This window comes from Roseateles sp. GW821-FHT09H10, assembly GCF_059415865.1.
This window is the reverse complement of sequence record NZ_JBWKOB010000002.1, coordinates 1,401,294-1,421,230: the sequence shown is the minus strand read 5'-3', so window position 1 is coordinate 1,421,230 and position 19,937 is coordinate 1,401,294. Positions and strand designations below refer to the sequence as shown.

Annotated in this window: 18 protein-coding genes; 10 read left to right on the top strand and 8 right to left on the bottom strand. The window is 70.6% G+C overall.

Annotated elements, in window-relative coordinates; genetic code table 11:
- The 5 genes from AC07OY_RS14690 to pssA are packed head-to-tail and all read left to right on the top strand — an operon-like array spanning position 1 to position 3,727.
- Positions 1 to 756 carry a hypothetical protein gene (locus AC07OY_RS14690; protein ID WP_495043340.1) on the top strand — a complete coding sequence of 252 codons (756 nt, stop codon included), beginning with the start codon at positions 1 to 3 and terminating at the stop codon, positions 754 to 756.
- Positions 757 to 793: 37 nt separating this feature from the next.
- A complete protein-coding gene (locus AC07OY_RS14685; protein ID WP_495043339.1) occupies positions 794 to 1,078 on the top strand; it encodes an HPr-rel-A system PqqD family peptide chaperone in 285 nt (94 codons plus the stop codon).
- Positions 1,075 to 2,007, top strand: coding sequence for an HprK-related kinase A (locus AC07OY_RS14680; protein WP_495043338.1), 933 nt, complete (start codon positions 1,075 to 1,077; stop codon positions 2,005 to 2,007). Before AC07OY_RS14685 ends, AC07OY_RS14680 begins: the two co-directional genes overlap by 4 nt.
- Positions 2,004 to 3,086, top strand: coding sequence for a nucleotidyltransferase domain-containing protein (locus tag AC07OY_RS14675; RefSeq protein WP_495043337.1), 1,083 nt, complete (start codon positions 2,004 to 2,006; stop codon positions 3,084 to 3,086). The genes AC07OY_RS14680 and AC07OY_RS14675 overlap by 4 nt, the downstream gene beginning before the upstream one ends.
- A 23-nt stretch (positions 3,087 to 3,109) precedes the next feature.
- The gene (pssA, locus tag AC07OY_RS14670) at positions 3,110 to 3,727 is read left to right on the top strand and encodes a CDP-diacylglycerol--serine O-phosphatidyltransferase (protein ID WP_495043336.1); all 618 of its coding nucleotides are present in this window, start codon (positions 3,110 to 3,112) and stop codon (positions 3,725 to 3,727) included.
- Here pssA and AC07OY_RS14665 read toward each other — a convergent pair.
- Entirely contained in the window at positions 3,724 to 3,945 is a 222-nt protein-coding gene (locus AC07OY_RS14665; RefSeq protein WP_495043335.1) for a hypothetical protein, read from the bottom strand. The genes pssA and AC07OY_RS14665 overlap by 4 nt on opposite strands.
- A gap of 297 nt (positions 3,946 to 4,242) precedes the next feature.
- Here AC07OY_RS14665 and AC07OY_RS14660 point away from each other — a divergent pair, with 297 nt between their 5' ends.
- Positions 4,243 to 4,416 (top strand): hypothetical protein, encoded by a 174-nt coding sequence (locus AC07OY_RS14660; protein ID WP_495043334.1) that lies wholly within the window; start codon positions 4,243 to 4,245, stop codon positions 4,414 to 4,416.
- Here AC07OY_RS14660 and AC07OY_RS14655 read toward each other — a convergent pair whose 3' ends face one another.
- A complete protein-coding gene (locus AC07OY_RS14655) occupies positions 4,417 to 5,322 on the bottom strand; it encodes a LysR family transcriptional regulator ArgP (RefSeq protein ID WP_495043333.1) in 906 nt (301 codons plus the stop codon). It abuts the gene before it with no gap.
- Positions 5,323 to 5,395: 73 nt separating this feature from the next.
- Between AC07OY_RS14655 and AC07OY_RS14650 the strand changes: the two genes are divergently transcribed.
- Together AC07OY_RS14650 and AC07OY_RS14645 are read left to right on the top strand one after the other, a co-directional pair.
- Positions 5,396 to 6,034 (top strand): LysE/ArgO family amino acid transporter, encoded by a 639-nt coding sequence (locus AC07OY_RS14650; protein ID WP_495043332.1) that lies wholly within the window; start codon positions 5,396 to 5,398, stop codon positions 6,032 to 6,034.
- 17 nt (positions 6,035 to 6,051) lie between these two features.
- Positions 6,052 to 7,329, top strand: coding sequence for a D-amino acid dehydrogenase (locus AC07OY_RS14645; protein WP_495043331.1), 1,278 nt, complete (start codon positions 6,052 to 6,054; stop codon positions 7,327 to 7,329).
- Here AC07OY_RS14645 and prsT read toward each other — a convergent pair.
- A complete protein-coding gene (prsT, locus tag AC07OY_RS14640) occupies positions 7,326 to 10,112 on the bottom strand; it encodes an XrtA/PEP-CTERM system TPR-repeat protein PrsT (protein ID WP_495043330.1) in 2,787 nt (928 codons plus the stop codon). The two genes, AC07OY_RS14645 and prsT, sit on opposite strands and share 4 nt — an antisense overlap.
- A gap of 95 nt (positions 10,113 to 10,207) precedes the next feature.
- Between prsT and AC07OY_RS14635 the strand changes: the two genes are divergently transcribed.
- Positions 10,208 to 11,503 carry an Hsp70 family protein gene (locus tag AC07OY_RS14635; protein WP_495043329.1) on the top strand — a complete coding sequence of 432 codons (1,296 nt, stop codon included), beginning with the start codon at positions 10,208 to 10,210 and terminating at the stop codon, positions 11,501 to 11,503.
- On the opposite strand, the gene AC07OY_RS14630 is transcribed toward AC07OY_RS14635, so the two are convergent.
- Positions 11,424 to 12,092, bottom strand: coding sequence for a YecA/YgfB family protein (locus tag AC07OY_RS14630; RefSeq protein ID WP_495043328.1), 669 nt, complete (start codon positions 12,090 to 12,092; stop codon positions 11,424 to 11,426). The genes AC07OY_RS14635 and AC07OY_RS14630 overlap by 80 nt on opposite strands.
- Before the next feature lie 334 nt (positions 12,093 to 12,426).
- On the opposite strand from AC07OY_RS14630, the gene AC07OY_RS14625 reads away from it, so the two are divergent.
- Complete coding sequence (locus AC07OY_RS14625) at positions 12,427 to 14,580, top strand: putative bifunctional diguanylate cyclase/phosphodiesterase (RefSeq protein ID WP_495043327.1); 2,154 nt, start codon at positions 12,427 to 12,429, stop codon at positions 14,578 to 14,580.
- Here AC07OY_RS14625 and gshA read toward each other — a convergent pair.
- The 4 genes from gshA to AC07OY_RS14605 form a co-directional block, all read right to left on the bottom strand.
- Positions 14,577 to 16,070 carry a glutamate--cysteine ligase gene (gene gshA / locus AC07OY_RS14620; protein ID WP_495043326.1) on the bottom strand — a complete coding sequence of 498 codons (1,494 nt, stop codon included), beginning with the start codon at positions 16,068 to 16,070 and terminating at the stop codon, positions 14,577 to 14,579. The genes AC07OY_RS14625 and gshA overlap by 4 nt on opposite strands.
- A 46-nt stretch (positions 16,071 to 16,116) precedes the next feature.
- Positions 16,117 to 17,784 (bottom strand): SulP family inorganic anion transporter, encoded by a 1,668-nt coding sequence (locus tag AC07OY_RS14615; protein ID WP_495043325.1) that lies wholly within the window; start codon positions 17,782 to 17,784, stop codon positions 16,117 to 16,119.
- On the bottom strand, positions 17,784 to 18,770 hold the full coding sequence (locus AC07OY_RS14610) for a Bug family tripartite tricarboxylate transporter substrate binding protein (protein ID WP_495043324.1): 987 nt from the start codon (positions 18,768 to 18,770) through the stop codon (positions 17,784 to 17,786). The genes AC07OY_RS14615 and AC07OY_RS14610 overlap by 1 nt, the downstream gene beginning before the upstream one ends.
- Positions 18,771 to 18,939: 169 nt before the next feature.
- Positions 18,940 to 19,932 (bottom strand): Bug family tripartite tricarboxylate transporter substrate binding protein, encoded by a 993-nt coding sequence (locus AC07OY_RS14605; RefSeq protein WP_495043323.1) that lies wholly within the window; start codon positions 19,930 to 19,932, stop codon positions 18,940 to 18,942.
- Positions 19,933 to 19,937: the final 5 nt, after the last annotated feature.

The following is a 19,937-nucleotide window of genomic DNA, read 5'->3' as shown; positions in this document are numbered from 1 at the left end:
ATGAGCGAACACCACCACAACGACCCGCGGTCGACGCCCCAGGCGCCGGCGTCTGTCGACGTGTGCGCCCGCCAACTGGCCTCGGCCCGTCGCCGCCGCTTCATCAAGCTGGGCGGCGCTGCCGTCCCGACCGCCCTGACGCTGGCCAGCCGCCCCGTGATGGCCTGGCACTGCAACACGGCATCCACCTGGGGTTCCGCCCAGGGTCAGTCCAACAGCTCCTACACCCGTTCGCGGGACGCCACCCGGCTCTTCCCCGACGAGACCTACACGACGACCTGCTGGCTGAACAACTCGACGCGCGCCGGTCTGAACACGAATCCCTGGGCGCAGACGCCGCTGAGTCGCAACACGACGACGACGACGAGTTCGACGTACTACAAGGGCTACACGGTGGCCCAGCTGCTGTCGGGCACGGGCTGCGCCAGCATCCTGGGCATCAACAGCAATGACACCGTCTGGAGCATCCTGAACGGCACGGCCAAGAAGCCGGCGACCAGCCCCTTCAACGGCAGCTTGGTCGGCGGCTCCTCGACCTGCGGCGAATTCCAAAAGCTGATGCTCGTGGCCTGGCTGAACTTCAAGGTTCTGAACTCGACGCTGAACAAGTGCCTGATGCCCGGCACGACCAATGTGCTGGTCAAGATGAGTTCCGCCACCTATGTGGGCCCGACCGGCGCCCAGTGGGATCAGGCCACCATCATCAAGTACCTGAAGAAGAACTTCGTCGCCTGCGCCGACGACAACTGCGTCTGACCAGGGCCGCTCGCGCCCGCCTCGCGTTCTCTTCGCCGTGCCCGCGCGCTGGCAATTGATCCGCGCCGAGGCCCTGCGCGTGCGGGAATGGGATGATGCCGGTGTGATCTACGACGCCGCCAGCGGCAACACCCACCTCATGGATGCCCTCGGCCTGGAGCTGCTGGATCTGCTGCGCCAGCAGGCCTGGAGCCTGGACGAGCTGGTGGCCGAGCTGCGCGACTCCCTGCCCGACGACCTCGATGCCGACGCCGTGCCGAGACTGCTGGGCGCCAAGCTGGAGCAACTCGCCCGGCTGGACCTGGTGACGGCCGTGGCATGAGCCAGCGCCTGGCGGCCCTGGGAGAGGGAGAACTGCACCGACGCCTGCGCGGGCCGGGCCTGACCCTGCACCTGCCGCCCTTTGTCGCCCGGCTGCAATCCGACGTGCCCCGCGTCGCCGAGGACCTGCTGCGCCTGTATGGCGAGTTCCCGCTGGGCCGCGATGACGAGTTCGCCGACTTCCATCTGGCCGTCAACTTCGACCGCGGCTGGCATGCCCTGTGGCGGCGTCTGGCCGGCAAGCGCCAGGCGCGCTTCTCGACCGATGGCCTGGCCGCCTTCACGACGCTGCCGGCCACCCAGGCCTTCCACATGATCGAGTGGGGGCTGAACTGGGCGGTCACCGCCCACGCCCATCATTTCGTCGTCTACCACGCCGCCGTGCTCGAGCGTGACGGCCGGGCCCTGGTGCTGCCGGCGCCGCCGGGCTCGGGCAAGAGCACGCTGACGGCCGCTCTCGCGCAGCGCGGCTGGCGGCTGCTGTCCGATGAACTGGCCCTGCTGGACCCGCGCGACCACCTGCTCTACGGGCTGGCCCGGCCGGTCAACCTGAAGAACCAGGCCATCCCGCTGATGCGGGCCTTCGCTCCCGACGCCGTGCTCACCGAGCCCGTGCCGGACACGCTCAAGGGCACCTTGTCGCTGATGAAGGCCCCAAGGGACGCCATCCCGCGCGTGCGCGAGGGCGCGCGGCCGGCCTGGATCGTCGTGCCCAGCTACGAGCCCGACGCCGCGGCCAGCCTGGAGCCCCTGCCCAAGGCTCAGGCCCATCTGCTGCTGGCCGACCAGGCCTTCAACTACGACATCCATGGCGTCGACGGCTTCGAGGCCACGGCCGACCTGGTGGAGGGCGCCGCCTGCTGGGCCTTCAGCTATTCAAGGCTGGAGGACGCCGTGGACGTCTTCGACCGCCTGGCGGGCGAGCCATGAAGCGGCCCCTGCTCGTCGAGGTGCTGCTGGCGCCCGCCAGCGCCGCCGGGCTCAGTGCCGCGCAGTGGGACCTGCTGATCCGCCAGGCCCGCCGGGCCAACCTGATCGCCCGCCTCGCCACGGCACTGGAACCCCAGCTGCAGGCCCTGCCCGCCGCTCCGGTGCGGCATCTGCGCGCGGCCCTGCTGATCGCCCGCCGCCAGCGCATCGCCACGCGCTGGGAGGCCGAATGCATCCGCGCGGCCCTGCTGCCGCTGGGCATCCAGCCCATCCTGCTGAAGGGTGCGGCCTATCTGCTGGCCGGCCTGCCGGCAGCACAGGGCCGGTTGTTCGGCGACATCGACCTGCTCGTCCCCAAGGCCAGCATGGAGGCCGCGGAAGCGGGCCTGATGGGCGCCGGCTGGGCCTTCGACGCCGAGATCAGCGACTACGACAGCCGCTACTACCGCCAGTGGATGCACGAGATCCCGCCGCTGTACCACCAGCAGCGCGACACCGCCCTGGACCTGCACCACAGCATCCTGCCGCCGACGGCGCGCGTGAAGGTCAACACGGCGGCGCTGTTCGAGGACGCCCGGCCGCTGCCCGACCTGCCGGGCCTGCATGTGCTGGCGCCGGTGACCATGTTCCTGCACAGCGCCGCCCACCTCTTCCACGAGGGCGAGCTGGACAACGGCCTGCGCGACCTCTTCGACCTCGACGCGCTGCTGCGCGATTTCGGCCGCGAGCCGGACTTCTGGGCAGAGCTGGTGCCACGGGCCCGCATGCTGGGCCTGAGCCGCCCCCTCTTTCACGCGCTGCGCTACACGACCCGGCTGCTGGGCACGCCGGTGCCGGCCGAAGTGATGCGCGACGCCGCGGCCGATGCGCCGCGCCGGCAGGCCCTGCTGGACGCCTGCTACGGGCGTGCGCTGATGCCCGTCCATGACAGCTGCGACGGCCCGCTGACGCCTTTTGCGCGGCTGGCCCTGTATGTGCGCTCGCACTGGCTGCGCATGCCCGTGGGCCTGCTGGCGCGTCATCTCGCCCGTAAGGCCTGGTTGCGCCTGCAACCTCCTGCCGAGACGCAATCGCCCTGAGCCGGTCCACAATGTCGGCAGACATGGACAAGCCCAAGCCTTTTTCGATGATCCGCGAGTTCCATCTCGCCGACTGGTTCACGCTGGGCAATGCCTGCGCCGGCATGGGCGCGCTGTTCGCGGTGATGACCTATCTGCAAAGCGGCGAGTCCAAGCATCTGCAGTACGCCTGCGCCCTGATCCCGCTGGCCCTGGCCTTCGACGTGCTGGACGGCCGCATCGCGCGCTGGCGCCAGAAGAGCTCGGCCCTGGGCCGCGAACTCGACTCCCTGGCCGACGTCATCTCCTTTGGCGTCGCGCCGGCCGCCATCGCCTATGGCTGCGGCATGCAGGGCCTGTACGACCGCGTCGTGCTGGTGTTCTTCGTCGCCTGCGGCGTCAGCCGCCTGGCGCGCTACAACGTGACGGCCGAGAAGCTCAGTGCCGGCTCGGACAAGGTCGCGTATTTCGAGGGAACGCCCATCCCGACGTCCATGCTGCTCGTGGCGGTGCTATGGGTGGCCGCGGCGCAAGGAGCCGTCGGCGATGCGCTCTGGGGTGGCGTCTGGTGGCTGGCGGGCTTCAAGCTGCACCCGCTGGTGCTGATGTTCCTGCTGTCCGGCTCGCTGATGGTGAGCCGGATCCGGATTCCGAAGATTTAGGCTGTCCGGCGCGACAACCAGCTCAACGGCGATTCCTGCTGGGCTTGACCCGACTGGGACTCGAGGAAATCGCTGGGCGGCTGGCTGCGGTATTCGCTGAAGCCGACGCCGTCGAGGCAGGCATCCAGACCGAAGGCGGTGCCGAGATCAGCCGGATCGGGCTCGCTGCGCGCGGCGACGTCACGGCGGAAGAAACGCAGCGCTGGAACGAATCGCATGGCAGACCTCACTCGCATGACGGGCCGACAACAACATCAGCACCGTGAACTCAGTGTGCGGGATTCGTGTGACAACCGAACCCCTCATCTGTGAGTAAATATTGCCTCTACTGGCATTACCGCACGGCCGCAACGCCTGTTTTTCCCAGTGGCGATGGGCCTTCCGAGGCGGCGGCCCCCAATCCAAGGGGGGCGTTGCGCTTTTGCAATTCTTTTCTGCACCTCCCTAGAGCTCAGGATAGGTTCGCAAGCTCCGGCGCTTAAGCTGCGCCTCCTCAAAGCCCCCCGGCTTACTGCATGAGTTCAGAACTGTTGAAGTGGGTCGCCAGCGGCCTGATTGCGGCCGTGCTTGCCAGCACGCTCTGGATGGCGCACGCCGTGCACCCCGAGCAGGGCGGCCCCACGCTGCTGCTGGCCCAGGTTGCCGCGCCCGCGGCGGCGGCCTCCGCGCCGGCCACGGCCACGCGCTGATCAGGCCAGCTCCCGCCGGGCGCCATCGGCCAGCGCCTCGCCAATCTGATCGAGCAGGGCGCCCCGCCCCTGCAACTGCCATTGGTGCCAGTACAGCGCCACCTCGACGCTGATGTCCGGCCTGAGCATGACCAGCTGCCCCGCCTCGGCCAGCGGGCGCACCTGGATTTCGGGCGCCACACCCACCCCCCAGCCCATGACGACGGCCCTCACATAGGCCTCGCTGGACGGCACGAAGCGCTCGCGCAGCCTGGGGCCGCGCACGCCGAAGGCCTGCGACACCCATTGCACCTGGGTGTCGTCCTTGCGGTTGAAGACCAGGAAAGGCGTGTCAGCGAAATTGCCCGCATGCAGGCCGTCGGGCAACTGGGCCGCCAGGAAGCCCGGGCTGGCCACCGCCACATAGCGCATCACCCCCAGCGGCTGTACCCGGCAGCCCTGCAGGGCCTCGGCCACCGTGGACACGCAGCCCAGCACGGCGCCCTGGCGCAGGCTGTCGTGGGTGAAGTCCTGGTCGTCGACGACGAGTTCCAGCCCATAGCCCTCGCGCAGGCCGTGCTGCACGAGGCCGTCCAGCGCCGGCATGACCCAGGTCGCCAGGCTGTCGGCATTGACGGCGATCGCCAGGCGCGACTGCGGCGCGACCCGCTCGCCCAGTTCGCGGGCCACGTCCACGCGCAGGGCCTGCAGCTGGCGGGCGAAGCGCAGCAGCACCTTGCCGGCCTCGGTCAGCCGCAGCGGCCGCGAACGCACGACCAGGGGCTGGCCGACCTGGGCCTCCAGGGCCCGCAGCCGCTGCGAGACCGCGCTCTGCGTGATCGACAGGCGCTGGGCGGCGCGCTCGAAGCCCTGCTCGTCGGCCAGGGCGGCCAGGCAGTCCAGCGTGGCGGGATCGAAGTCATTCATAAGCACCGCTAATGTATGGCGAAGAATATGAATGACGCTTCTTGAAATCGCGGCCCATGCAGAGAATCCGCCGATGCCCGCCTCTGCCCTGGCCTCCGTCACCGCGCCTGCCGTTTTCGCGCAGGGCTGGGTCATGGGCGCCGGCCTCATCCTGGCCATCGGCGCGCAGAACGCGCTGGTGCTGCGCCAGGGACTCAAGCGCGAGCATGTCGGCGCCGTCGTCGCGGTCTGCACGCTGTCGGACTGGCTGCTGATCGCCCTGGGCGTCTTCGGCTTGGGCGCGCTGATCCAGGGCCAGCCCCTGCTGCTGGAGATCTTCCGCTTCGGCGGTGCGGCCTTCCTGCTGGGCTATGCCCTGCTGGCCGCGCGCCGCGCCTGGCGCCCCGCCGCCGGCCTGGAGGCCGCCGGCACCGCCTCCAGCCTGGGCGCGACGCTGTCGGCCGCCTTCGCCTTCACCTATCTGAACCCCCACGTCTACCTGGACACCGTCGTGTTGCTCGGCGGCCTGGGCGCCCGCCAGCCGTCCGAGCTGCGCGCCGCCTTTGCCGCCGGCGCGGCCGTGGCCTCGGCGATGTGGTTCGGCCTGCTGGGCTTCGGCGCCGCGGCCGCCGCCCCGCGGTTGCGCAGCGCCCACACCTGGCGCGTCATCGACGCCCTCGTCGCTGTGCTGATGGCGGCGCTGGGTTTACAACTCCTCCTGCAACCCCTCTAAGAACTCGAAGGACCGCCATGAAGATCGTCGTTCTCGGCGCCGGCATCATCGGCATCGCCACCGCCTGGTATCTGCTCGACGAGGGGCACGAAGTCATCGTCGTCGACCGCCAGCCGGACGCCGCGCTGGAGACCAGCTTCGCCAACGGCGCCCAGATCTCGGTCAGCTTCTGCGAACCCTGGGCCAATGCCGGCGCGCCCTTCAAGGTCGCGAAATGGCTGCTGCGCGATGACTCGCCGCTGCTGTTCCGCCCGCGCCTGGACCCCAACCAGTGGCGCTGGGGCCTGGCCTTCCTGCTGCAATGCACGACCGCCGCCTTCGAGCGCAATGTCGAGGAGCTGGTGCAGCTGGGCCGCTATTCGCACGCCTCGCTGAAGGAGCTCGTCGCCCGTACCGGCATCGAGTACGACCGCCTGGAGCGCGGCATCCTGCACTTCTTCTCCAGCCAGGCCGACTTCGACAACGGCGCCGCGGGCGCCGAGATCATGCGCCGCCACGGCGTGGACCGCCGTGTGCTGAACCGCGACGAGGTGCTCAAGGTCGAGCCGGCCCTGGCGACCTTCGGCAGCCGCATCTTCGGCGGCACCTTCACGCCCAGCGACGAAAGCGGCGACGCCATGGTCTTCACGCAGAAGCTGGCGCGCCTGTGCGCCGAGCGCGGCGCGCAGTTCCTGTACGAGCACGACATCCTGGCCCTGCAGCGCGGGGGCGACGGCATCGAGGCCGTGCAGATCGCCCATACGCGCAGCGGTGAACGCAAGATGCTGAAGGCGGACGCCTTCGTCGCGGCCATGGGCTCCTACACGCCGGCCCTGGTCCAGCCCCTCGGCGAGCACCTGAACATCTACCCCGCCAAGGGCTACTCCGCCACGCTGCGCCTCAAGAAGCCCGAGGCGGCCAGCGTCGTCAGCCTGCTGGACGACACGCGCAAGATCGCCATCTCGCGCCTGGGCGACCACATCCGCATCGCCGGCACGGCCGAGCTGTCGGGCTTCGACCTCAACCTCGATTCACCGACGGCCAAGGTGCGCTGTGCTGCGCTGGTCAGGCGCTACGAGGAGCTCTTCCCCGGCGTGGCCGACACCAGCGAGCCCAACTACTGGACCGGCCTGCGCCCCAGCACGCCGACCAACATCCCCTATATCGGCCGCAGCAGACGCGCGCGCAACCTGTGGATCAACGCCGGCCACGGCACCCTGGGCTGGACGCACGGCGCCGGCTCGGGCCACGCGATGGCGGAGCTGATCGCCGGCCGAAAGCCCGAGATGGCTTTCGGCTTCTACGGCAGCGTTTAAAGCGTCTTCAGCAGCGCTTCGACCTGGGCTTGCTGCGGGAACTTCTTGCCCAGCTTGGCCAGGCCCTCGAGTTCGGCCTTGGCCGCCGGCTTGTCGCCGGACTGGATCAGGATCTGGGCCAGATTGAGCTTGTAGGCTGGCTGGTCGGGCTGATCGCTGATCAGCTGGCGCTGCAGGCTGACCGCCTTGCTGAAGTCCTTCTCGTTGGCCAGCACGGTGGCATAGGTGTCGCGCAGGGCCGCGTAGTCGGGGTTGATCTTGAGGCCGCGCTCGGCCAGCGCACGCGCCTCCGGCTTGCCCGTCCTGCTGCGCAGCCAGGCGACGTTGTTGATGACCGGCAGGGCCTCCGGCGCACGCTTGAGCAGGGCTTCGTAGCGGGTCAGCGCGCCGTCGAAATCGCCGCGGGCCAGCAGCACATCGGCCGTGGCCGCCGGGAAGGCCTGGTCCTGCGGGTGGGCCGCCAGGTATTGCGTCTCGAAGGCCAGCGCCTCGTCGCGCTTCTTGTTCACCATCAGCGTGGCGAACAGGCGAGCCGGCGCATCCCCCGGCTCGCGCAGGGCCGCAGCCTTGCGCAGGGCCGCGATGGCGGCATCGGGACGCTGGCGGTTGGCCTCGATCTCGGCTTCGGCGATCAGCGCGAAGGCCTCCTGCGGGTACTTCTTCTGGCGCTCGCGCAGGGCGGCCAGGGCTTCATCCGTGCGGCCCTGGCGGGCCGCCAGCTGGATCTGCAGGCGCTGCGACGGCACCGAGCCCGGCTCGGCTTCCAGCGCGCGCTTGACCTCCCGCTCGGCGCCCGCGTCGTCCTTCTCCAGGAAGCGCAGCTGGGCCAGACCCAGCCAGCCCTGGGCCCGGTTGGGTGCCAACACCGTCAGGCGCGAATAGGTCTTGGCTGCCTGGGCCCGGTCGCCCGACGCCAGCTGGGTGCGCGCCAGGCGCTCCAGCAGGTCCGGGTTCTGCGGCATGGCCGCCGACGCTTCCTGGGCGGACTGGGCCGCCTTGGCCACGTCGCCGGCGCGCAATTGGTGGTCGATCAGCGCGGTGCGCAGCGCGGCTTCGGTCGGCTCCTCGCGCACGCCGGTGGCCAGCACCTCCGTGACCTTCTCGAGGGGGGCGCGCGTCTGCGCCAGCAGGTCGGCCAGGGCCAGGCGGGCCTGGGGCGAACGCTGCTGGCCGGCGACAAAGGCCTCCAGGCGCTTGATCGCCGCCTCGCTGCGGTTGGCCTGCATGTCCAGCGTGACCAGGCCCAGCACGGCCGGCAGATAGCCGGCATCGGCCTTCAGCGCCGCCTCGAAGGAGGCCTGGGCCGCGGCGTTGTCCTTGCGCACGAGGTGGATGCGGCCGCGCAGGCCATCGGGCACCGGGCTGCCCTTCATCTTCGGCACCAGCTTGTCCAGCGCCGTCAGCGCCGCGGGCAGGTCATTGCGGCGCAGCAGCGCGTTGATGAGCATGAGGTCGTAGCTGCTGCCGCTGTCCTTGGCGGCGATGTCGCGCAGCTGGCCGATGGCCGCATCCGCCTTGGCGCGGTTGGCGCCGCCTGGCGCGGCGCTGTCGCGGATGATGGCCGACAGGGCCAGGGCCGCGCTGGTCTTGGCGTCATCGGGGCGCAGCTTGGCGGCGGCGCCGAAGGCCTGGTCGGCCGCCTCGAAATTGCCCTGCATCAGCTGCGCCTTGCCGGCCAGCAGCAGGGACTCGGCATCGGCCTTGCCGCTCTCCATCAGCGGGCGCAGGGTCTCCAGCGTCTTGGCCGGTGAGCGCCGCTGCAGCTGCAGGCCGGCGAACTGGCGGCGCAGCGCGAGGTCTTCCGGTGCGAGCTTGAGGGCCTGGTTCAGCAGGTTTTCCGCGTCGGCAATCTCGCCGAGCTGCTGGTGCGCACCCGAAGCCAGGCGCAGCAGCGGCAGGTAGTTGGGCATCAGCTTGAGCAGCGGAACGGCCAGCTCCTTGGCCTTGGCCGCCTCACCCTTGGCCAGGGCCAGCTGGGCCTGCATGAAGCGGCCCTGGGGCTTCTTGGCCACGGCCGGCGGCATCTCCTCGACGAGCTTGGCCGCGACGTCCAGCTTCTGGTTGCCGAAGGCCAGGCGCAGCAGCAGCGAGCGTGCGTCGTAGGAGTTGGGGTCCAGCGCCAGCACTTCGCGCAGCAGCGGCTCGGCCTCTTCCAGCTTGCCGCGCGCCAGCAGCACCTCGGCCTTGAGCTGCAGGGCCTTGGCCGCCTTGGGATTCTTCAGGATGACCTGGTCGAGGGAGACGATCGCCTCGTCCGGGAAACCGGCCGCCAGCCGCGTGCGCGCGCTGACGATGACGGCGTCCTCGGAGTCGGGCTGCAACTGCAGCGCGCGGCCGGCGGCGGCCCTGGCCTCGGTCACATTGCCCTGGGCCAGGAAGGCCAGCGCCAGGTGCTGCTGCAGCTTGGACTGGGCGACGGGGTCCGACAGGGTCTGGTCGGAGAACTCGCCGATCAGCTTGCGCGACTGGCCCGACTGCAGCAGCGTCTGCGCCAGCAGCGGCGCCAGCTCGTCGCGCGGCGCGCCGAGCTCCCAGGCGCGGCGCAACTCGATCTCGGCGCCGGCCACGTCACCGGCCTCCAGCAGGGCCTTGCCCAGCAGATGGCGCGCCTTGGCGTTCTCGGGGTTCTGCTGCAGCAGGTTCTTCAGCTCGATGACGGCGCCGCCGACGTCCTTCTGCTCCATGCGCTTTTCCGCAGCGGCGAAGATGTCCTGCTCGGAGCGTTGGCCACAGGCGGCCAGCGCGGCGACGAGCAGCAGCGGGGCGAAATGACGCGTCTTCATTGAATCTCCCAAATACAGGCGCGCGATTGTGTTCCTAGAATCCGCGCCCCTTGTCAGTGATGCCCCCAGGGGTAGATTCGCTCCGGCGTGACGTCATGAACATGTCTTCCCTTTTCTGTGCCATCGACTTCGGCACCTCCAATTCCGCCGTCGCCGTGCCCCAGGCCTCCAGCGCCGCCATGCGCCTCATCGAGCTGGAGCCCGGCCAGCGCACGATGCCGACGGCCGTCTTCTATTTCGCCGAAGGTCCGCACGACGCCGACGGCCCGCCGCGCGCCTTCGGCCGGGCCGCCGTGGCCGCCTATGTGGAGGGCCATGACGGCCGGCTGATGCGCTCCATGAAGAGCATCCTGGGCTCGCCGCTGATCGACCAGACCACCGATGTCGGGGGGGGCCGGGGTGCCAAATATGCGGACATCGTGAGCGGCTATCTGAAGCGGCTGCGCCGTCTGGCCGGTGAACCCGAGCGCGTCGTGCTGGGCCGGCCGGTGTTCTTCGTCGATGGCGAGCCCGAGCGCGACGCCGCCGCCCAGGCCCAGCTCGAGGCCTGCGCCCGCGCCGTGGGCTTTCGCGAGGTGCAGTTCCAGTACGAACCCATCGCGGCCGCCTTCGACTTCGAGCAGCAGGCCATCCGTGAAGGCAAGGGCGAGCAGATCGTGCTGGTGGCCGACATCGGCGGCGGCACCAGCGACTTCTCCATCGTGCGCGTCGGCCCCGAGCGCATGCAGCGCCTGGCGCGCCGCGACGACATCCTGGCCAGCCACGGCATCCACATCGCCGGCACCGACTTCGACCGCCACATCGAGCTCGCCGGCCTGCTGCAGGAGTTCGGCTACCGCGCCACCGGGCCGAGCGGCCGCGAGATCCCCAGCGGCATCTATTTCGACCTCGCCACCTGGCACCTCATCAACACCTGCTATTCGCCGCTGCGCGTGGCCGAGTGGCGCGGCATGAAGAGCTGGTTCACCGACGTGCGCCAGCATGCGCGGCTGATGACGGTGCTGGAGGAGCGCCTCGGCCATGAACTGGCCGCCCGCGCCGAGGGCGCCAAGATCGCCGTTTCCGGCGGCGAGGACACGACGGTGGACCTCGGCCACATCGAGCCCGGCCTGGTGCTGCCGCTCAGCGAGAAGACCGCCGTGGACGCGCTGCGCGCCGACCTCGACCGCATCATCTCGACGGCCCACGAGACCGTGGCCCTGGCCGGCCTCAAGGCCGAACAGATCGACGCCCTCTACTTCACCGGCGGTTCTACGGGCCTGCGCCTGCTGGTCGACGGCATGGCCGCCGGCTTCCCGCAGGCGGCGCGCGTCAGCGGCGACCGGTTTGCTTCGGTCGCGACCGGCCTGGGCCTGCACGCCCAGCGGGTCTTTGCGCCTGCTGGGGCCTGACGGGTCGAGAAACGTCGGCCAGCATCAGCACCGCGCTGACCAGGCCCTCGACGGCCTCTTCCAGGTCGACCGGCGGCTCCAGCGACTCGATCTCCTCGAGCAGCGCATCGGCATCCTCGAGGTCGTCGGGGTCCAGGTGCAGGTAGATGGCCGCCAGCGGCTCCAGCAGGGGCTCTTCGGGCAGGCGCATCAGCGCTGGATGGGCATCCAGGGCGTGGGCGAAGCCGGCCACCCAGGGCAGTACGGTCTCGCTCGGGTTCTCGACATCGTCCAGCTCGAAGATCCAGGGGTCGAACCACTGCCGGCCGGCGATGGCGACATTCAGCTCCTTGTGGCGGCGCCGCAGCAGGGCCAGCAGCTCGTCATTCAACCGAGCCGGCGTGGGGCGCCCCTCGCTGTCCAGCAAAGGCGGCAGCCATGCGTTCAGCGGCACCGCCTCGGGCTGCAGCAGCACGCCGCAGAGATAGCCGTCGAGCATGCTGACGTCCAGCGGCTCCAGCGGCGCCGGCAGCGCATCCAACAGCTGCTGCAGGCGCTCCAGTTCGGCTTCTGAGAAGGATTCGGCGGGGGCGTGCTGGGGGGCGGACATGGCGGGATTATCAGTACGCGCAAGTGAATATTGCCCGCCGCCGCATCGGTCAAGCGCCTAGAGTGCACCCATCCCAACGACGCCCTCACCCGAGGGCTTCACGACCCGGCAGCGTGCTGACCGGGTCTTTTTTTGCCGGTCACTGGGCACGCGCCTCGCTAGCGCGAACCGCTCGGCACTGAAGCGCCGGGGCCTGGAGGCCCTGTGCCCAGAAGCCCGTCCGCGCCCAAGGGCGCGAGGCCGGCCGGGTTTGTCGGCGAGAGTTCCGGCAGCCCTTCACGCCTGCCACGGGGTGCGGCAATCCAATCTTGCGCTGAGCTTTCATACTGGCGGCATGTCCGCCGTTCTCGCGCTGCGCTTCGACCCTGCGGTCGTGGTGCTGTCCTATCTGACCGCTGCCTTCGCCTCCTATGTGGCGCTGGACCTCGCCCAACGCGTCCGCACGCCGGATGCGCTGGTCGCGCGCACCTGGTGGATCGCCGGCTCGCTGTCCATGGGCACCGGCATCTGGGCCATGCATTTCGTCGGCATGCTGGCGTTGAAGCTGCCCTTCATGGTCGGCTATGACACCGCCATCACACTGCTGAGCTGGCTGGCCGCCGTCGGCGTGTCGGCCATCGCGCTGCGCGTCGCGTCCCAGGAGACGCTGACGCCGACGCGGCTGGCGGCAGGCGCCCTCAGCATGGGCGCCGGCATCTGCGCCATGCACTACACCGGCATGGCCGCCCTGGTGCTGGACCCCGGCATCCAGTGGAACTGGGCCCTGGTGGCCGCCTCCGCCGGCGTCGCCACCGGCGCGGCCGCCGCGGCCCTCATCATCTTCTTCGGTCTGCGCCAGCTGCCGCGCGCCTGGGCCCGCTGGGGCCAGTTCGTCGCCGCCCTGGTCATGGGTGCCGCCGTGGCCGGCATGCACTACACCGGCATGGCCGCCGCCGGCATTGCCGAAGGCGCCCTCTGCCTGAGCGCGGGCGGCCTGCGCGGCGACAACCTCGGCAACCTCGTCGCCGGCGCCACCTTCGCGCTGCTGCTGCTGACCCTGGTCACCTCGGCCCTGGACGCCCGCGGCCAGCGCCGCACCAACCGGCTGCAGCAGTCGCTGCAAGCCGCCACGACGGAGCTGCAGCAGCTGGCCCTGCGCGATCCGCTGACCGGCCTGTCCAACCGCCAGCTGCTGGACGACCGCCTGCAGCACGCTGCGGCACGCGGCGAGCGCGAGGGCCACCGCCTCGCCCTGCTGACCGTCAACCTGGACGGCTTCAAGCCCATCAACGACAGCTTCGGCCTGGCCGCCGGCGACCAGGTGCTGCGCGAAGCCGCGCGGCGGCTGCAGGGCCTGGCCCGCGGCCACGACACCCTGGCCCGCCTGGCCGCCGACGAATTCGTGCTGATGGTGGAAGGCGATGTCGGCGAAACGACGCTGGCCCAGATCGCCCAGCGCCTGCTGGACGCCCTGGCCGAGCCCATGACCGAGGTGCCCGGCGCCGGCAGCCAGCCGCTGCGCCTGTCCGCCTCGGTCGGCATCGTGCTGTACGACGGCAAGGGACCGGGCGAGGCCCTGGTGGCCCAGGCCGACTCGGCCGCGCAATCGGTCAAGCGCGCCGGCGGCAACGGCTTCGCCTTCTTCGAGGCCCATATGCAGGCCGGCGTGCGCGAGCAGGTCGAGCTGGCCCGCGACCTGCGCGCCGCCCTGGCCGGCGAGGCCAGCGGCGGCCGGCTGGCCCTGCACTACCAGCCCAAGATCGCCACGCTGGAGGGCGAAGTCACCGGCGTCGAGGCCCTGCTGCGCTGGCAGCACCCGCAGCGCGGCCCCATCAGCCCGGGCGTCTTCATCCCGGTGGCCGAGCGCTTCGGCCTCATCATGCCGCTGGGCGACTGGGTCATCGCCGAGGCCTGCCGCCAGATCGCCCTGTGGCAGGAACAGGGCCTGCAGATGCGCGTGGCCATCAACCTGTCGGTGCAGCAGCTGCGCCAGCCCGACGCCCTGGTGCGCCGCTTCGAGGACGCGCTGGCCCAGCATGGCGTCGATGCCCGCTACCTGACCTGCGAGATCACCGAATCCGTCGCCATGGACGACGCCACGGCCACCGAACGCTCGCTGCAGCGCCTGGCCGGGCTCGGCCTGGCCCTGTCCATCGACGACTTCGGCACCGGCTATTCCAGCCTCGCCTATCTGCGCCGCCTGCCGGTGTCGCAGCTCAAGATCGACCGCAGCTTCATCCAGGACCTGGAGAGCAGCGCCGACGCGCGCGCCATCGTCAAGGCCGTCATCGAACTGGCCCATGCCCTGGGCCTGCAGGTGGTGGCCGAAGGCGTCGAGACCGAAGGCCAGGCCGAGGTGCTGCGAGGCAAGCGCTGCGACAAGCTGCAGGGCTTCCTGTTCGCCCGCCCCATGCCGGCCGACGAGCTGACCCGCTGGGCCATGCGCGAGCAGGACGACGGCCTGCGCTTCAGCTCCTCGGTCTACGCGGCGCTGGATACGCGGATCTAGACCGCCATGCGCTCCGGCGCGACATAAAAGCGCCGGAACTCCTCGAAGTCCAGCGTGTCGGCGGCCTCGATGCGGGCCTGCTCGGCCAGCGATTCGGCGGCCATCTTCTCGAAGCGGCGCTGCTGTTCATCCGAGAACGGCAGGGCCAGCAGGGCGGCGCGCGTGGCATCGCTCTGGCGGCGGGTGAAGCCGACATAGCTGTCGTCGAAGTCCTGGGCCATCACGGTCAGCACGCGGGCCGAGGGGCAGAGATCGGGCTTGCGCAGGCGCTCGGCGACGCGGCGCAGCGCGGCGCGGTAGGCATCGCCACCATGGGCGGCGTCCAGGGCCTCGGCATGCACCGCACAGGCAGCCAGGATCTCGCCAGCCCATTCGGACAGGGACCGTTCACCGCCGCGCCAGTGCTCCAGCATCAGCCCCGGCTCGCGGCCGCGTGCGGCCACGCGGTGCTGGTTGCGGCCGTTGGCGGCGTTCTCGGCCGGCGTGTCGTCCGGGCTGTCGCTGTTCAGACAGTGCAGCAGGAAGGCATCCAGCACGCGGATGGCGTCGGCGCCGATGCCGACCGGCTCGAAGGGGTCGAGGTCCATCAGCCGCACCTCGATGTACTCGACGCCGCGCTCGCGCAGCGCATGCAGGGGCCGCTCGCCGGAGCGGATCACGCGCTTGGCGCGGATGGTGCTGTAGAACTCGTTCTCGATCTGCAGCAGGCTGGTGGAGAGCTGGTTGTAGTCGCCGCCTGGCGTCTGCACGCCGATGGCCTCGTAGGCCGGATAGGGCCGGCTCAGCGCGTCCTGCAGCGAGGCGGCGTAGCTTTCCAGGCAGTTGTAGGTCACGGCGATGCTGCTCTGCGCGTCGCTCTGGTAGCCCAGTCGCCCCATGCGCAGCGAGGTCGCATAGGGCAGATAGAGGGTGTGGCTAGAGAGGCGCTGCAGGCCGTGTTCGCGGTCGTGCACGAAGCTGTCGCACAGGGCCGGGCTGGCGCCGAAGAGATAGAGCAGCAGCCAGCCCTCGCGGCGGAAGTTGCGGATGGCGCCGAAATAGCCCTCCGTCGACACACCTGGCAGCGACCAGTTGTAGTGGATGCCCGAGATGGTCTGCATGCGCCGGCCATAGCGCTGGCCCAGGCCCATGCGGTAGATGCTCTTGGCGCGGCCGACATTGCTGCTGCCGTAGCGGCCGATGGGGATGGTCTCGTCGGCCGGCAGGCCGCAGGGCATGGAGCCCACCCACAGGCGCTCGTCGGCCAGGGCGCGGTAGACGGCCTGGTGGATCTCGGTCAGCTCGGTGAGGACATCGTCCACGCCCGCATGCACGCCGGTGATGAGTTCCAGCTGGGACTCGCTGTAGTCCGTCGTGATGTGCGGGTGCGTCAGGGCCGAGCCGAGGGCTTGCGGGTGCGGGGTCAGGGCCAGGCCGCCACCAGGCAGGGCGCGCAGGCTTTCCTTCTCGATGCCACGGCGGATGCCGAGCAATGTCTCTTTGTCGTTCATGGCGTCCGCGGACCGGGAATTGGAACGAGACGGTAGCAGAACGCGGCTACAGCTGCCCGGGGGCGTCGTGGTCAGCCAGACTCGGCCTCAGGGCATGTTCACCGGCCTGGATGCCTTCATGGTGGCTGAGGTAGAGGGAGACGTCGTAGCGTTCCAGCCAGCCCACGGCCTTGAGACGGTCCAGCACCGGCCCCTTGACCTCGGAGAACTCCAGCCTCAGCCCTTCAGCCTGCAGGGCGGCATGCAGCTCCTGCAGCGCCGTCAGACCGGACACGTCGATGTGGTTGACCGGCGCCATCAGCATCAGCACCCGGGCCGGCGCGCCGACCCTGGCGCGGTGCTCGCGCACATGGGCCAGCACCGCATCCGCCAGGCCGCGGGCATTGGTGAACACCAGGCTCTCGTCGACGCGCAGGCCCACCACCTCGGGCTGGCATTCGACCGCGTAGCGCTCGATGTTGCGGTAGTGCTGGGTGCCCGGCACCCGGCCGATGCGGGCCACATGGGGCTGGGCGGTGCGCTGGATCAGCAGCGCGACGGAACCGACCACGCCGATGGCCAGCGCCGCCGCGATGCTCCAGCACAGCACGGCCACCGTGACCGCCGCCATCAGCAGCCCTTCCGCCCGCGCATAGCGCCAGGCCTCGCGATAGGGCCGCAGCGAGAAGCCGCCCAGCACGGCGACAACGATGGTCGCAGCCAGCACCGGCTTGGGCAGATGGGCCAGCGGCCCGGCCAGGGCCAGCATGGCGATGAACATGAAGATGGCGACGAAGACCAGGCTCCAGCGGCTGGCCGAGCCGGCCTCGTGCAGCAGGATGCTGCGCGAGAAGCTGCCCGCCACCGGCATGCCGCCGCTGACCGAAGCCACCAGGTTGGCCGCCGCCAGGCCGCGCAGCTCGGCCGCCGGCAGCAGCTTCTCGCCGCGCCGCTGGGCCAGCGACTCCGACACCGCCAGGCTGGACACGAAGCCCATCAGCCCCACCAGGGCCGCCGACGGCAGCAGCTGCAGCCACAGCGCGGCGTCCAGCCGCGGCAGGGCCATGGGCAAGGCCAGCGACGGCAAGGCGCCGACCTGGGCCACGCCGGTCGCGGCGGGCGTGAAAGCCGAAATGAGCATGGCCGCGACCAGTAGCAACAGCGGCGCCAACCGGGCCAGCAATCGCGAGCCGGCCCGCCGCGACAGCAGCAGCAGCGCGATGCCGGCGGCACCCCACAGGGCACTGACCACGCCGAAGCCGCCCGACGGGGCAGACTCGATCAGCGCCGGCAGCGTGAAGCCGGCGGCCGCGCTGCCCAGCAGCACCGGCAACTGGCCCGCCGCGATCATCAGCGTCGCCCCGGTCTCGAAGCCGCGCAGGGCCGGCACCGACAGCAGGCTGGACAGGGCATCCAGCCTCAGCAGCGCGGCCACACCCAGCACCAGCCCGACCTCGGCCGCCAGCACCAGCGCCCCCTCGGTCACGCTGACACCCGCCGGCAGCCCGCCCAGGGCCTGGGCAATCATCAGCGCCAGCACGGCCACCGGCCCCAGGCCCAGCACCGGGCTGGAACCCAGGGCCGCATAGGCCAGCAGCGGCAGCAGGCTGGCGTACAGGCCCACCTGCGGCGGCAGGCCGGCCAGCATCGCGTAGGCCAGGCTCTGCGGGATCAGCAGCACGGCGACGACGGCGCCGGCGATGAGGTCGGCGCGCCAGGTCCTCGACAAGGGCATCAATCGACTTTCGCGCCCGAGGCCTTCACGACCTTGGCCCACTTCGCCGTCTCGCTCGCCATCAGCGCCGCGAATTCGGTGGATGAGCCGCCGCCGGCGACCGCGCCCTGCCCCGCCATGCGTTCGCGCATGGCCGGTGTGCCCAATGCGGCGGCGGCTTCGCGCTGCAGCCGGGCGACCTGGTCGGCGGGCTGGCCGCTGGGCGCGAGCAGGCCGAACCAGGAGCTGGCCTCATAGCCCTTCAGAACCGCGCCGCCGGCCTCAGCCAACGTCGGCAGATCCGGCACGGCCGGGCTGCGCTGGGCGCTGGTGACGGCGAGGGCCAGCAGCTTGCCGGCCTTGATCTGCGGCAGGGCCGAGGGCAGGTTGTCGAACATCAGGTCCATGTTGCCGGCGATCAGGTCCAGCAGGGCCGGGCCCGAGCCGCGGTAGGGGAAGTGCAGCATGAAGCTGCCCGTCATGCTCTTGAACAGCTCGCCGGCCAGGTGGATGGAGGTGCCGTTGCCGCTGGACGCCATGTTGAGCTTGCCCGGATTGGCACGCGCGACGCGGATCAGGTCGGCCACGGTCTTGATGCCGTAGCGCTCGGCGCTGGCCGGATTGAGCACCAGCACATTGGGCACAGCCGCGACCAGGGTGATGGGCGCGAAGTCCTTCACCGGGTCGTAGGGCAGCTTGGGGTAGAGGGCCGCATTGATGGCGTGCGTGCCGACCGTGCCCATCAGCAGCGTGTGGCCGTCGGCCGCCTTGGCCACCTCGGCCGAGCCGATATTGCCGCCGGCGCCGGGCTTGTTATCGACGACGACGCTCTGGCCCAGGCGCTGCTGCAGCTCGGGCGCCATGGCCCGCGCCAGCAGGTCGGTCGTGCCGCCGGGCGTGAAGGGCACGACGAGGCGCAGGGTCTTGGTCGGCCAAGACGCCTGTGCAGAAGCGGGCAGCGCGAGGCTGCCGGCCAGGGCAGTGACCTGGCGGCGATTCAGCTTCATGGCAGTCTCCATCGCAGTTGTCCTTGTTCGGGCCGAGCGACGGGCCGCTCCCTAGCCGGCCCGCTCGGGCGTGTGCTCGCGGCTCGATGCCGCGAGCATCGCCGTCCCCTCGGGGGACCGACCAGACCCGCGCGCGTTCAGCAGCGCGGAGCTGGGCGAGGGGCTCACTCTATCTGTCTACCTTGACACCGGACAGCTGGACGACGCGCGCCCACTTGGCCGTCTCCGCGGCGATCAGCGCGGCGAACTCCGGGCCGCCGCTGCCATGCACCAGCATGCCACGGTTGGTCAGCCGCTCACGCAGAACGGCACCAGCAAGCGCCGCCACGCTGTCGCGCTGCAGCCGCGCCAGCTGTTCGGCCGGCTGGCTGCCGGGGGCGAACAGGCCGATCCAGGCGCTGGCCTCGTAGCCTTTCAGCGCCGGGCCGCCGGCTTCCTCGACGGTGGGCAGATCCGGCAGGCTGGAGCTGCGCCGGGCGCTGGTGACGCCCAGGGCCAGCAGCTTGCCGGCCTTGATCTGCGGCAGGGCCGTCGGCAGGGAGTCGAACATCAGGTCCATGTTGCCGGCGATGACGTCCTGCTGGGCCGAGGCCGTGCTGCGGTAGGGGAAGTGCAGCATGTAGGTCTGGGTCAGGCGCTTGAACAGCTCGCCGGCCAGGTGCGAGGGGTTGCCGTTGCCGCCCGAGGCGATATGCAGCCGGCCCGGCTGGGCAGTGGCGGCGTGCACGAGGTCGGGCAGGCGGCGGATGCCCAGGCTCTGCGCGATGCCGGGGTTGACGACCAGCACCAGGGGCACGGTGGCCACCAGGGCGACGGGCGAAAAGTCCTTCACCGGGTCATAGGGCAGCCGGCGCGACAGCAGCGGGTTGATGACATGGGTGCCGACGCTGCCCATCAGCAGGGTGTGGCCGTCGCCGGCGCCGGCGACTTCGGCCGTGCCGATATTGCCGTCCGCGCCGGGCCTGTTGTCGACGGTGACCGGCTGGCCCAGGCTCTTCTGCAGCTCGGGCGCGAGCAGGCGCGCGGCGACGTCGGAGGCCCCGCCGGCCGCATAGGGCACGACGATGCGCAGCGGCCGCGCGGGCCAGGCACCATTGGGCTGGGCCCAGGCGGTGGGCGTCGACAGGGCGCTCAGCCACATCAGCAGGCGGCGCCTTGGCATCAACG